The organism is Microcystis sp. M079S1 (assembly GCF_020246425.1).
Taxonomy (GTDB): Bacteria; Cyanobacteriota; Cyanobacteriia; order Cyanobacteriales; family Microcystaceae; genus Microcystis; species Microcystis aeruginosa.
The window spans coordinates 1-13,129 of record NZ_JADBSZ010000007.1 but is presented as its reverse complement, the minus strand read 5'-3'; the positions used below and the strand labels follow the sequence as shown (position 1 = coordinate 13,129).

The 13,129-nt window shown below is 39.4% G+C and carries 9 protein-coding genes and 4 pseudogenes; 9 read left to right on the top strand and 4 right to left on the bottom strand.

Annotated elements, in window-relative coordinates:
- Positions 1–288: 288 nt before the first annotated feature.
- Both IM456_RS00405 and sir read right to left on the bottom strand, forming a co-directional pair.
- A pseudogene (locus tag IM456_RS00405) lies at positions 289–594 on the bottom strand (DUF262 domain-containing protein); the annotation flags it as partial.
- Positions 595–771: 177 nt separating this feature from the next.
- Entirely contained in the window at positions 772–2,709 is a 1,938-nt protein-coding gene (gene sir, locus IM456_RS00400) for a sulfite reductase, ferredoxin dependent (protein WP_287693816.1), read from the bottom strand.
- A gap of 196 nt (positions 2,710–2,905) precedes the next feature.
- On the opposite strand from sir, the gene IM456_RS00395 reads away from it, so the two are divergent.
- The 5 genes and pseudogenes from IM456_RS00395 (at position 2,906) to IM456_RS00375 (ending at position 8,510) form a co-directional block, all read left to right on the top strand.
- On the top strand, positions 2,906–5,305 hold the full coding sequence (locus IM456_RS00395) for an ATP-binding cassette domain-containing protein (protein ID WP_287693818.1): 2,400 nt from the start codon (positions 2,906–2,908) through the stop codon (positions 5,303–5,305).
- Between the two features lie 34 nt (positions 5,306–5,339).
- Positions 5,340–5,696, top strand: a pseudogene (locus tag IM456_RS00390) (hypothetical protein); the annotation flags it as partial.
- 500 nt (positions 5,697–6,196) lie between these two features.
- Positions 6,197–6,568: a sulfotransferase family 2 domain-containing protein gene (locus IM456_RS00385; protein ID WP_287707436.1), complete on the top strand. Its 372-nt coding sequence runs from the start codon at positions 6,197–6,199 to the stop codon at positions 6,566–6,568.
- Positions 6,537–7,265 (top strand): glycosyltransferase family 2 protein, encoded by a 729-nt coding sequence (locus IM456_RS00380; protein ID WP_149988144.1) that lies wholly within the window; start codon positions 6,537–6,539, stop codon positions 7,263–7,265. The genes IM456_RS00385 and IM456_RS00380 overlap by 32 nt, the downstream gene beginning before the upstream one ends.
- Positions 7,266–7,787: 522 nt before the next feature.
- Complete coding sequence (locus tag IM456_RS00375) at positions 7,788–8,510, top strand: glycosyltransferase family 2 protein (protein ID WP_287693824.1); 723 nt, start codon at positions 7,788–7,790, stop codon at positions 8,508–8,510.
- Positions 8,511–8,840: 330 nt separating this feature from the next.
- Here the strand turns inward: IM456_RS00375 and IM456_RS00370 are convergent, their stop codons facing one another.
- Positions 8,841–10,082: a glycosyltransferase family 4 protein gene (locus IM456_RS00370; RefSeq protein WP_287693825.1), complete on the bottom strand. Its 1,242-nt coding sequence runs from the start codon at positions 10,080–10,082 to the stop codon at positions 8,841–8,843.
- Positions 10,083–10,125: 43 nt separating this feature from the next.
- On the opposite strand from IM456_RS00370, the gene IM456_RS00365 reads away from it, so the two are divergent.
- The 4 genes and pseudogenes from IM456_RS00365 to IM456_RS00350 all read left to right on the top strand — a co-directional run.
- Positions 10,126–10,746 carry a GNAT family N-acetyltransferase gene (locus IM456_RS00365; protein WP_172970562.1) on the top strand — a complete coding sequence of 207 codons (621 nt, stop codon included), beginning with the start codon at positions 10,126–10,128 and terminating at the stop codon, positions 10,744–10,746.
- A gap of 8 nt (positions 10,747–10,754) precedes the next feature.
- Positions 10,755–11,918, top strand: a complete 1,164-nt coding sequence (locus IM456_RS00360; protein WP_149988140.1) for a DegT/DnrJ/EryC1/StrS family aminotransferase — start codon at positions 10,755–10,757, stop codon at positions 11,916–11,918.
- On the top strand, positions 11,915–12,514 hold the full coding sequence (locus IM456_RS00355) for a sugar transferase (RefSeq protein ID WP_253881419.1): 600 nt from the start codon (positions 11,915–11,917) through the stop codon (positions 12,512–12,514). The genes IM456_RS00360 and IM456_RS00355 overlap by 4 nt, the downstream gene beginning before the upstream one ends.
- Positions 12,515–12,750: 236 nt before the next feature.
- Positions 12,751–12,945 (top strand): annotated as a pseudogene (locus IM456_RS00350) (NF041680 family putative transposase); the annotation flags it as partial.
- A 60-nt stretch (positions 12,946–13,005) separates the two neighbouring features.
- Here IM456_RS00350 and IM456_RS00345 read toward each other — a convergent pair.
- Positions 13,006–13,129, bottom strand: a pseudogene (locus tag IM456_RS00345) (IS5 family transposase); the annotation flags it as partial.

Genomic DNA, 13,129 nt, shown 5'->3' with positions numbered 1-13,129 from the left:
TCAGGTGGTCAACTACCTAATTTTCAGGGAAAAAGTACCTGAATTTTCCCCCCAATCACTCCAATGGTCGGCACTTTTTGAGGGAAAAAAAGTCTAAAAACCTTATCCAACAAGGTTTTTAGATTTATTCAGCAAACCCTACATAAGCTTGTCAGCTCTCTTGTCCCCCTGTCAGCCATCCATTACCTCATAAGTACCTAAGCAAAATTAATTACACATATCTAACCACCTCTTGCCTCTTGCCTCTTGCCTATCTTCACTAGGAAATTAATTTTGCACGACTACTTAGGAGTTATAGGAAGTTTCATAGAGAATCAGAGGAGGCACAGGAATATTCATCAAAAAAGATTCAATCAGTCTTGATTGTTTTTGTGCGTCCCAGCGATCCCGTCTCTGATAGAAAGGACGCTTTTTCACATAGTTAGGTTTATTTAAAGACTCAGCCAAACTAGGCAATTTTTCTCGATTCATTTCTAATAATATTCTTCGTTCACCTTGTTCATATTTTTCATTAATTTCATTATCTGATAATTTTTTAACATCCTTTTGGGAACGTTTTTGCCAAGGATTTGTTTTAGTTTGTGAGATTGTCATAATTTCCCACCAGAGGGGTACAAATTGATATGACCAGACTTACCTCATTCATTTTTAAGCATAGACTGAGGATATATACGAGAATTAAGAGTTATTGGTAATCTTCCCAGATAACTCTCAAAAGTTAATTCTCTTAAATTGGCAACTGGTCACTGATAACTGGTAACTGATAACTGATTAGGATTTTTGGCTGAAATAGGCCTCTAGCGCCTCATTGATGATTTGATTCATCGGCCGTTTTTCCGTTTCCGAAGCTTCTTTGAGACGGACAAACATATCATCGGGGACGCTGACACGGTTTTGATTTTTACGCACGCGTTTGGGTTTTGATTCAGTAGTAGTAGTTTCGGTCATTTTAGGTGTGTAGGTGGCTGAAAATGCTTGTAAAGCAGGGAAATTGACTCGATGACAGAATTCTCCGAAGGTTTCGTTATTTTGTTGATCCTGTTGGAAGTAAACGAAAATCGGTTCTAAGACCTTTTCTAGATCATCGATCGCCATTTTATCCAAATAGGGGCGCGCTAGTCGAGTTTGATCGGCTGTTCCCCCTAACCAGAGTTGGTAGGAATTGGGAGCGCTACCCACAAATCCTAATTCTGCCATATAGGGGCGCGCGCAGCCATTGGGACATCCTGTCATGCGGATGACAAATTGCTCTTTGGATAATCCTAAGCGATTAAGCAGGGCGCGAATGCGTTCAATCACCTGGGGTAAGATTCTTTCCGACTCAGTAATCGCTAATCCACAGGTGGGCCAAGCGGGACAGGCCATGGCATAACGGGTTAAAGGGTCAATTTCGGCGGGATCGGTGATAATTCCGTGTTCTTTCAGGATCGCCTCGATCGCTTGTTGATCCTGGGGTTCGATTTCGTAGAGAATGATATTATGGTTAGCCGTCAAGCGCATGGGCAACTGAAAACGCTCGATAATCACTTTTAAGGCGGTTTTTAGCTGAAAACTGCCTTCATTTTTGACCCGGCCATTCTCCACAGAAAGACCAAAAAATAATTTTCCGTCTCCCTGTTCATTCCATCCCAAAAAGTCTTGATATTTCCAATCGGGGAGGGGTTGGTAGGGGGCGATTTTTTGGCCGAAATAACCTTCAACAGTGCTGCGGAATTTTTCTACTCCCCATTCTTCGAGGATATATTTCATTCTCGCATGACGACGATCGCCGCGATCACCGTAATCTCTTTGGGTTGCCACGATCGCTTTTACCAGATCGTACACATTTTCTTTGTCCACATAACCGATCGCATCGGCCATTCTGGGGAAAGTTTCCTCCTTATTGTGAGTCCTTCCCAGTCCACCCCCGGCAAGGATGTTAAAACCCTGTAATTCCCCGTTTGCGTCGGTAATCACCACCAAACCGAGGTCATTGGTGTAGATATCGATGGAGTTGTCTCCCGGCACGGCGACACCGATCTTGAACTTACGGGGCATATAATGTTGACCGTAGATCGGTTCGATGGGATCGTTTTTGTTAATCCCATTTGTATCTTTTTGTCTCGCGGTCTTGACTTCCGGCGCTTCTTCTGCACTAATAACTTTTTCGCCATCGAGCCAAATTTCGTAGTAAGCTCCAGTTTGGGGAGTGAGCAAATCGGCGATATTATTGGCATATTCCCAAGCATAGCCGTATTCGGGGCGATTTTTGTAGGGGGCTGGCGGTGCGGTGACATTGCGGTTAACATCACCACAGGCCGCTAAAGTGGATCCCATACTGCGGATAATTTCCCCGAGGGTGGCTTTGAGATTTTTCTTTAAAATGCCGTGCAATTGGAAGCCTTGGCGGGTTGTCACCCGTAAAGTGCCGTTACCGTAGCGATCGGACAAACTATCGAGGGTAAGATATAGTTGCGCGGGAATAAAACCCCCCGGACTGCGGGTACGCAACATCATTTGATAGTCTTTTTCTTGACCTTTGGCTCTATGGTCGCGATTATCCTGTTGATAGGAACCGTGAAACTTGAGGATCTGCACCGCCGCATCGGTAAAATGGGTTGTATCTTCGAGGAGTTCACTGGCCAAAGGTTCTCGTAGATAATTACTGCGTTCTTTGATACCTTCGACTTTAGAAACCTTGGCGGTAGGAGAAATAGGAGTTGTAACCATCGTCTAACAGCACGATAACCTGTGGATAGGTCTTAGGAATAGGAATTTAGACAAGCTCGATCGATCCTAAGAAGTTTTACTAACATGAGCTCTAGAGTTCGTTCCAGACTCTGAGGTTAACAGTAGCGATCGAGACATTAATTCTATCTTAGCTTCTTACCGTCCCCTGCGAACGCCATCTACCGATCGACTTTTTATGACCAATTCTCCCAACATTAAAACGGTTATTAGTCAAGAACCCTACATTATTCTTAACAATCAGGGAGAATTTCTCCCTTCTATTAATCTGAGTCGTCCTAATTATAAATTGGGGCGGGATGGTCAACAGGTGGATTTAGTTGTTCCCCAACACTGGACGGTGGTGAGTCGAGTACAAGCTTGTTTTCGTCGTCAGGGAGATGATTACTATATCTACGATGGAGACGGGACTAATCCTAGTTCCAATCAACTTTTTATCAACAATCGCGTGATTACTCCCAAAGAGGGCTATCTTTTACGAAATGGGGATGAGATTAATATCGGTCAAGATGTCAAAAATTCGGTCAAGATCACCTATTATCATCCTAACCAACCAGTAAAAAGCCCACCTTTAGCTTTTAAATCGGTTTCCCTAGGCAATCGCAGTGTAGTTTTAGGACGAGATAATACCGCGACTGTGGTTTTAGACGCGCCGACAATTTCCCGACAACACGCAATTATCGACAGCGATAACCAGAATCGTTATATTCTCCACGACAAAAGCACCAATGGAGTCTTTATCGACGGACAAAAAGTATCGGGTAGTGCCATTTTAACTAACGGTTGTACGGTGAGAATCGGTACCTATAGTTTTCGGTTGCAGGGAGATGAATTAGTTTTATTAGATACGGGGGATAATATCCGTCTGGATGCCGAAGATATCGTCAGGATGGTGCGGGATAAAAAGAAACAACCCTTGATAATTCTCAATCATATCTCCTTACCGATCGAACCGAGTCAATTAGTGGCGATTGTCGGGGGAAGCGGTGCGGGAAAATCGACTTTATTAAAGACTTTATTGGGAATTGAACCCACCACCTCGGGAACTGTTTATCTGAATGGGGAAGACCTCCGCCAGAATTTTAATATCTATCGCACCCAAATCGGTTATGTTCCCCAATACGATATCGTCCACAGGGATTTAACTGTGGGAGAAGTGTTGTATTATGCTTCTAAATTAAGGCTACCTCCCGATCTTAATTGCCAAGAAGTGATCGAGAAAACCCTGGAGCAGGTGGAATTGTTAGCAAGAAGAAATACTTTAGTCAGAGACTTAAGCGGTGGTCAATTAAAAAGGGTGAGTATTGCGGTGGAATTATTAGCCAATCCCAAATTATTTTTTTTAGATGAACCCACCTCGGGATTAGACCCCGGTTTAGATAAAAAGATGATGGAATTGCTGGCAAAATTGGCCAAAGAAGGCAGAACAATTCTCCTAGTCACCCATGCTACTAATAATATCAATCTCTGCGATCGATTAGTTTTCCTCGGTCAAGGGGGCAATTTATGTTATTTTGGTTCTCCGGGGGAGGCCTTAAATTTTTTCTCTTTACCTCAGGGGGATTTTGCCGATATTTATATTCATCTGGAAACTAGCGAAAAAGTTGAGCAGGAATGCCAACGTTTCCAACAATCCGACTACTACAAAAATAATATTGAAGCAAGAATCGGTAAAATATTTCAGCAAAATAATAGTAAACCGCAACAGGTTCAACAATCTTTTTGGCAACAACTACAGGTTTTATGTCAACGCTATAGCCAATTAATTATCCGCGATCAGGTTAGTTTAATTTTATACCTATTAACCGCCCCGATCGGAATTTTATTAATGGCTATGGTTTTAGGGGGCAAAAATCCTTTATTTTTGGGGGATAATCCCAGTTTTGAGCAGGCTATCCAATCCGCACCTTTAGCCTTAAAAACTCTCTTTGTTTTTACCTGCGCGCAATTGTGGGTAGGTTTTGCCTGTTCCCTACAGGAAATTGTCAAAGAATCAGCAATTTATCAGCGAGAAAGATTAGTTAATCTGGGATTATTAGCCTATTTACTGTCAAAAATTCTGGTTTTAGCGGCCTTAGCTTTTCTGCAAACAATTGTAATTACCTGCGTGATATTTTGGGGATTTACTGACCCGCAACCAGAATTAATGACTTGGTTAATTGGCTGTTTTATTACCACATTTTTAACTATATTTGCGGCGATTAATCTCGGTTTATTAATTTCTGCTGGCGTTAGTAATATCACCCAAGCAAATAGTGCCTTACCTTTAATTTTAATTCCTCAGATTATCTTTGCAGGGGTATTATTTAGCTTAGAAAGTCTGGGAAAATATCTATCATGGTTGATGATTAGTCGCTGGTCGATTGCTGCCTACGGGGTATTAGTAGAGGTGGAAGATATGATTGCAGAAGCGCAAGAACAAAATACTTTTAATTTCCCTTTACCCTTTGAGGATGCCAATCAAGTTTATCAATTATCTATCAATAATTTGTTATTGAATTGGGGAGTATTAATTCTTCATTCCCTTATTTATTTTCTCCTTACCTATTGGTTGCAAAAAAGAAAAGATATTTTGTGATCTGAGCAGGGTAAGCTCATCTAATTTGACATAAGTGGAAGTAGCCCTGTGGTTGTTTGTCACGGTGGAGGGCTTATAGCCGACGAATAACGCCGCAGAAAGAGCCATCCGTCCGGCGGTGCTGTGGCGGCGCCCCCTCCCCTGCTCTGTCACTCCTTCAGGGGGATGAAAGGGGGGTGAGGCGGGTAGTGTTTTTGTGGGGCGGATGCTGACAGTAGTGACGAGTCTGCGTTCTCAGAACCGCAATGTCTTGGAATTTATGGACGAGGCGATCCGCGCCTCTAGGAAAGGCAGCGCTTCTCCTTCTCCGCTGCCCCAGGAGAGTCCTTCCACAGAGTCAATGCCACTGGCTGCTTTACACCCCCCTAAACGTTTACGAATTGTTAGATAACTTGACATAAGGTTGATGTCTAGCCTATTATAGTCCTTGAACACAACCACAAAAATAGTTACGAACAAGAAAAAATTAATGTTAGTATCTGAGCAGTATAAGTTCATATTTATCCATACTTCTAAAGTTGCTGGTACTAGCGTACTACACAGGTTACACCAGTCGATATGTAATTCCTGGGAATTAGCTAATAGAATAATTTTTGAGAAGAATTAACTCATACTTAATACCTTTGAGCAATCAGAAAGTTTGCCTTGCTAATCCTCTTGACAATGAAAAAAGCAATATTATTAAAAATCCCAAAAAGACCATGACAAGGCTTTAAAAGTCAAGGAAATGGTAGGTGAGTAAAAATGGGATGACTATTTTAAATTTGCCTTTGTCCGCAATCCTTGGGATTATGTGTTAAGCTAAACGGCGCTTAACCTGCATGATCCAACAGCTATAACCCTTTTGGAGTCTATATCGGTGATCCGAAGTAAAAGCCGTTTAGCTTATCGATGTACTCTTACGGAAGGCGCAAGAAACAACCGACTACAAATCCCCTCTTAAAGCAAGCGAGAATTATGACTTTTGATGATTATATTAAGAGCTTTGTTGCCTCTGAAGCATTCATCCAGCAACAAAAAGATTGGATTACAGATGAATACGGTAAAATTATTGTAGATTATGTGGGAAAATTTGAAAGTTTAACGGAGGATTATTATCAAATCCTCGACCAGGTTGGTTTACCTCAAAAACCTCTACCTGGCATGAATATTGATACTGCAAAATCTGGGAAATCCTACAGAAGCTTTTATAATTATCAAACTCAAAAAATTATTGAACAAAAATATAAAGATGACATCAATTTGTTTGGGTATAAATTTTAACTTAGTGGCTATTATTAAAGATATTGAAAGTAATGCAAAAATCCTTAAATTATCTATAAGTAAAAATATGTCTTATCCATTAGTTAGCGTTATTACTCCTAGCTATAACAGAGATTGGATTATTCAACAATGTATTGACTCAATTAAGAGCCAATCCTATGGAAACCTAGAACATATAGTGGTAGATGGTGGTTCTCAGGATCGAACGGTTGAGTTACTTAAAAATGAAGAAAAACACTACCATCTTAGATGGTTATCGGAAAAAGATGCAGGTATTTATGATGCTGTTAATAAAGGTCTTAGCTTGGCTAAGGGTGACATAATTGCCTATCTTAATACAGATGATTTTTATTTCCCCTACACCGTAGAAACTGTTGTTGATGTCTTTAACAGCACTGATGCTGACATCGTTTACGGAGACTGGGTTAACTTATACTATCCGTCAGCAAATTTAGAGTTGCTACCTTGGCTGAAATTGAGCAAATACGATCTACTGTCTGATTATAACCTACCACAGCCTACCGTTTTTATCAGAAGAAATGTATTTGAAAAAATTGGTAACTTTAACTTAGATTATACGCTAGTTGCTGATAATGAATTTTTTACTAGAGCGGCTCTAGCAGGGTTTAAACTTGTTAAAATTGAGGAAGTTCTAGCTGGACAAACAAGGGAGCATCTCATTTATGCAAGTGAGTAATTATACTTGTCCCTAAAACTGTTTTCTAGCAAGGCTTTCAAAATAGCTTGACATAAAACCTGATTTAGGGGTTACAAAGGTGAGATGCTCCCGACAAACAATTCATCAAAACAATTTACTAGCGGGTAACTCGAGTTCTAGAGTTACTGCGCTAGAAGAAGGGATAAAATATAGGCAATACTACCAAAAGCTTTATAAAATTTCATCCCTTTATTTATTATTGCTTAGACTGAAAAATAGGTTACTTTTTAGAATAAATACTGATTTTAAAATTCTTCAGTTTTTCTTCAGCTATTCAGGAGAAAAGCCCCATTGCTTTCCAGAGTTTAGCAGTTATCTGAAAACTCGAAAAATTTCCCTCAGTAGACTAAAAATGATTAAGTATCTAATCATCAACCTACTATTTCAAGGCGGATACAATAAGACCAGTTTAGTTTTTATTCAAATTTTAGATGGCTTTTTCGAGCCTAATCATGAAAATATTAACTATTAGTCTGTTAATTTGATTGAGAGAAATTAATTATGAAAATTTCAGTTTGCATGGCTACCTACAATGGCTCTAGATTTATAGAGAAGCAAATACAATCTATTCTTCCCCAGCTATCATATAATGATGAACTGGTAATAGTTGATGATTGTTCATCTGATCAAACGGTCAACTTGATTCAGAAATTTATTGATTCTCGGATAAAATTATGGGAAAATACCAGAAACCTAGGAGCAATTAAAAACTTTGAAAAAGCTATATTAAGTGCTGAGGGTGATATAATTTTTATAAGCGATCAAGATGATATTTGGATGTCGCATAAAGTTCAAGAAATTACTCAGGTATTTTTCAATCAGAAAGATGTGACATTAGTTGTTACTGACGCACAGGTAATTGATGAACAAGATAATGTGATTTCAGATTCATTTTTGAGTTTAATAGGAAATTTTGTACCAGGTATTATTCCTAATCTCATAAGACCTAGATTTCAGGGATGTACCTTAGCTTTTAGAAGAGAAATGCTGAATTATTTTCTACCTTTTCCAGAAGATATCCCAATGTACGATATGTGGATAGGACTGAGCAATGAAATTTACGGAAAAACCTTTTATCTTGAGCAACCTTTAATTAAATATCGAAGACATAGTAATAATGTTACTTCTGAAAATAAAACATCGCTTTTACAAATAGTCAGATGGAGAATTGCTTTGATTAAAAATTTGCTTATTTTTATGTTTAAAAAAACCAGGCTCTTCTGACTTTGGTATGCTTCTCGGCGGTTTATCAGGAGCTTAAGGGCTTGAAACACCTTCTAGATAAGTATTTCATGTTTTTTTCCAGCTTTAAATTGAATTAATAATAAATCTGGTTATTAAAAACTGATTATTTATTCCCCCTTTGCCTTTTTCCTCTTGCCTTTTGCCTCTCCTCATAACTGGCCCCTACTCAACGGATTTAGTATAATCCATTGCCGGATAGGATTTCCAGCTAAGTGGAACATCGATTTGCATTGCGAAACTCAGATGAACCGAAAACCATAGATATTAAGAGTTTTTAAATTCTTAGTTACCTGAATTTATCAAACTATCTTAATGTTTTTTTTCCAGAGATTCTAAGATGTTAATAAGCTTTGGTAGGCAAGCTTTGCCAGAGAAATTCTTTTGGGTATAGTAGCGTGCGCTCTCCCCCATTTGCTTTAGCTTTTCTGGTACTTGCATTAAATGACGTATTTCACTGGCGATAGCCATTGGCTCTTCTGGCGGAACAAAGACTCCACATTCAGCTTGTTGAATAATTCTGGCGGTATCAGAATTTTCAGCGACTGCTGCTAATACAGGTCGTCCTGATAGCATATAAGCAATCAGCTTAGAAGGAACAGACGTTAAGGCTCCTGACCCTCGTGTTGGCAGTATCATTAAGTCGGCTGATCCTTGCACATCTGAAAATAGTTCTTTAGGCAAAGGAGAAAAGAATTGAACATTAGATAAATTATATTGTTTGACTAATTCTTCACACTGGTTTTTACAAGTGCCACTACCAGCAATCACAAAAATAACTTTTTCCAAATCTTTTAATTGATTAGCAACTTCAATAATAATTTCTACTCCTGCATTAACCCCAATATTACCAGCATACATCACAACAAAAGTATCTTCTGAAATTCCTTGCATGGTTCTAAAAGCTCCTAGACGGGGGAAGGGCTTTATTTCTTCCTCATCTAACCAATTGTAAACAATATGTATTTTATCAGCGGGAACTTGGCGAATGGTGCGGTAAAAATCGGCAAAATTCTCGGAAGGTGTTATCAAGACCTTTGCTTGATGAGCTATCCAACGATCTAGATCTTTTAGTAGTTGAGGAATAATCCCTGTCTCTGGAGATTTTTTAAGCGCAATCGCTGATTCAGGATAAATGTCTTGGATGTTAATAACTAGAGGCACTTTTCTTAGAGAACAAAGTGCAGTTACCATCCCCAAAGCAAAAAGAGGCCATGTATTTACATAAACTAAATCTGGTTTTATCCACAGACTTTCAATAACTGCTCTGAGTCCAAAAGATAAGTTTTCTAACAATCGGCTAGTTGCAGTCGAAGTTGTCGAAAAAAATGAAAAAACGCGAATCAGTTGGTATCCGTTGGGATGTTCTTGCACTTTTCGCCAAGTTCTGGTATAACCAGAGTAGAGTTTCCCTCCTGGTCGATTGGGAAAAGCTGTTATGACTGTCACCTTATGACCTCGTTCCACTAAGCCCATCGCAATTTGTTCGCTGGTGATAGCCGATGTTACCGGTTCCGGTGGGAACACACAGCTAATTATAAGAATGTTCATCATAGATGTTATTGTTTAAAACATGACGGTTAATTGTAACATGATAATGAATAGTAATCAAGTCAAGTTAGATAGTCAATTGGCACAGTTAGAAGATTTGGAAGCTATAGCTTACCTTCATATGAAAGCTTTCCCAAACTTTTTTCTGACAGCTATGGGATTGTCTTTTGTTAGAGAATACTATAGGGCAGTTTTAGAGTTTCCTGATAGTATTGCTATGGTTATTCAGAGAGAAAATAAACTCCTTGGGTTCATCGTTGGATTTGGTAATCCCGAGGCCTTCTATGATTTTTATAGAAAGCGTCGGTTACGGTTAGTTGGTTTGACTTTTTGGGCGATTATTCGTAAACCCTATTTAATAAAAAGAATCTTGTTGAATTTTAGAAGAGTTTCTGATATTAAAACACCAGAATCAGATATTGAACTTTCCTCTTTGGCAGTTACACCTGATGAGCAAGGCAGGGGGATAGGCACAAAACTTATTCAGTCTTTTCTGCAAATAGCTACTGAAAGAAAATATCAAAATGTCTATTTAACGACAGATAGTCAATCTAATGATTCAGTCAATTATTTTTATAGCAAACTGGGCTTTATCCTAGAAGAATCTTTTTTGTCTGGGAGCCGTCAAATGAATCGTTATCGCAAAACATTAAAAATAACTAACTAAACTAAACCATGCTTCAAAAAGATAATTATTTTCTCCCTTTTGCCTTACCAGATATCGGTGAAGAAGAAATCGCTGAAGTAGTGGATTCCCTTCGTTCTGGTTGGCTGACCACTGGACTAAAAACCAAACAATTTGAACGAGAATTCGCTGAATTTATCGGCACAGACGTGGTGGCACTTGCGATTAACTCGGCAACATCAGGGTTACACTTAGCTTTGGAAGCAGTAGGCATTTCCCCTGGAGATGAGGTGATCACAACACCTTATACCTTTACCGCTACTGCTGAAGTCATCCGTTATTTGGGGGCTAATCCAGTTTTTGTGGATATCGATGAGACTACTTTCAATATCGATCCGACAAAAATTGAAGCAGCGATTACACAAAAAACTAAGGCAATTATTCCCGTTCATTTTGGGGGTTTAGCCTGTGAAATGCAGCCAATACTAGAGATTGCCCGAAAATATAATTTAAGAGTAATCGAAGATGCCGCTCATGCCCTACCAACAACTTATCAAGAAAAATTGATCGGGAGTTTAGAATCTGATGCCACTGTCTATAGTTTTTATGCCACCAAACCTATTGCCACAGGTGAAGGTGGAATGATCGTCACCCGTAATCCAGAAATTGCTAAACGTTGTAGTGTTATGCGACTGCACGGGATTAACCGAGATGCCTTTGATCGCTACACTTCAACCAAACCCTCATGGTATTACGAAGTTGTCGCCCCTGGCTTCAAATACAACATGACGGATATAGCGGCTTCTTTAGGCATTCACCAACTGAAAAAAGCTTGGCAACTCCAGCAAAAACGAGCTAACATAGCACAGCGTTACGATGAAGCTTTTGCCGATTTGCCCTTGCTGCTTCCTCCCAAAGCTAATGCCGGTGATACTCACTCTTGGCATCTCTATGTCATCCGCTTGACTGAAAAAGCACCGATTAACCGGGATGTATTTATCAAACAGATGATAGAAAAAGGAATAGGGTGCAGCGTTCATTACATTCCCTTACACTTACACCCCTATTGGCGAGATACTTATCATCTCCAACCAACAGATTTCCCCCGCACACTCTCAACCTATCAAGGGGCAGTCAGCCTACCCATTTATACTAAAATGACTGAAACAGATCAAGAGTGGGTGATTAAAGCAGTTAGGGAAATTTTAACATGATGGTCGCTAAACGAATTTTCGATCTCCTCTTCTCCCTAATGGGGATTCTGGTTCTTGCCCCCATTTTTCTGGCGATCGCAGTCTGGATCAAAGTTGATTCTCCCGGTTCAGTTTTTTTTCGACAGGTACGAGTTGGACAATTTGGAAAGGAATTTAGAATCTACAAATTTCGGACAATGGTAACAAATGCAGAGGCATTAGGTAAACAAATTACAGTTGGCGAAGATCCCCGAATAACTGATTGTGGGAGGTTTCTCAGAAAGTATAAACTAGATGAATTACCCCAGTTATTCAACGTTTTGAAAGGGGACATGAGTCTAGTGGGTTCCCGTCCAGAAGTTCCCAAATACGTCGCATTATATACCCCAGAACAGCTTAAAGTATTGGAGCTGCCCCCAGGAATCACTGACTTAGCCTCGATTCGATTTCGAAATGAAAGTGAATTGCTCGCCCAAGCTGAGAACCCAGAAGAGTTTTATGTGAAAGAAATTATGCCTCAAAAATTAGAGCTAAATAAGCAGTATCTTGCCCAAGCTAACTTGATTTTTGACTTGTATATTATCCTTCAAACGCTTTGGCGTTTGGGATTTGAGTAAATGTAATTAGGGTTTGCTGAATAAATCTAAAAACCTTGTTGGGTAAAACTTTTAGGCTTTTTGTCAATCAAAAAGTGCCAGCCATTGGAGTGATTGGGGGTAAAATTCAGGTACTTTTTCCCTGAAAATTAGGTAACTGTAGTTTAGACTAAATGAGAAACCTAAAAAGAAAAAAGAGGAAGAATCAAGCAAAATAGAGAGAAAATAAAAGATGTTAAAGAATTTATCCTCTCTCTATGACCAAATATAACAGATATACCAGATTTCGCCAAGATACCTACCAACTGTTAGGTAATGCCAAAGATGCGACCTTTGACTTAATGGATAGCATCATGACTACCAGAAATGCCTATTGCTTGGGAGACTTGTCACTGTCCCCTTTCTTCAGAAGGAAATGGCATAGTACATACGAAGCTCTTGAAGATTGTCGGCTCTTCTAGGTTCTGTGTGAGCATGGTATAATAGTAACACAATATCTCTTGCAAAAGTAATCAAGATATATCCTTTTGTCGGTAACGAAGTTCGTAATTGTAGATACCAGCAATCAAATTCAATCTCAGACCAAATCGCCGTCTGCGATTTCTGTATCTTGATGAAAGTATCCGAAATATTTTG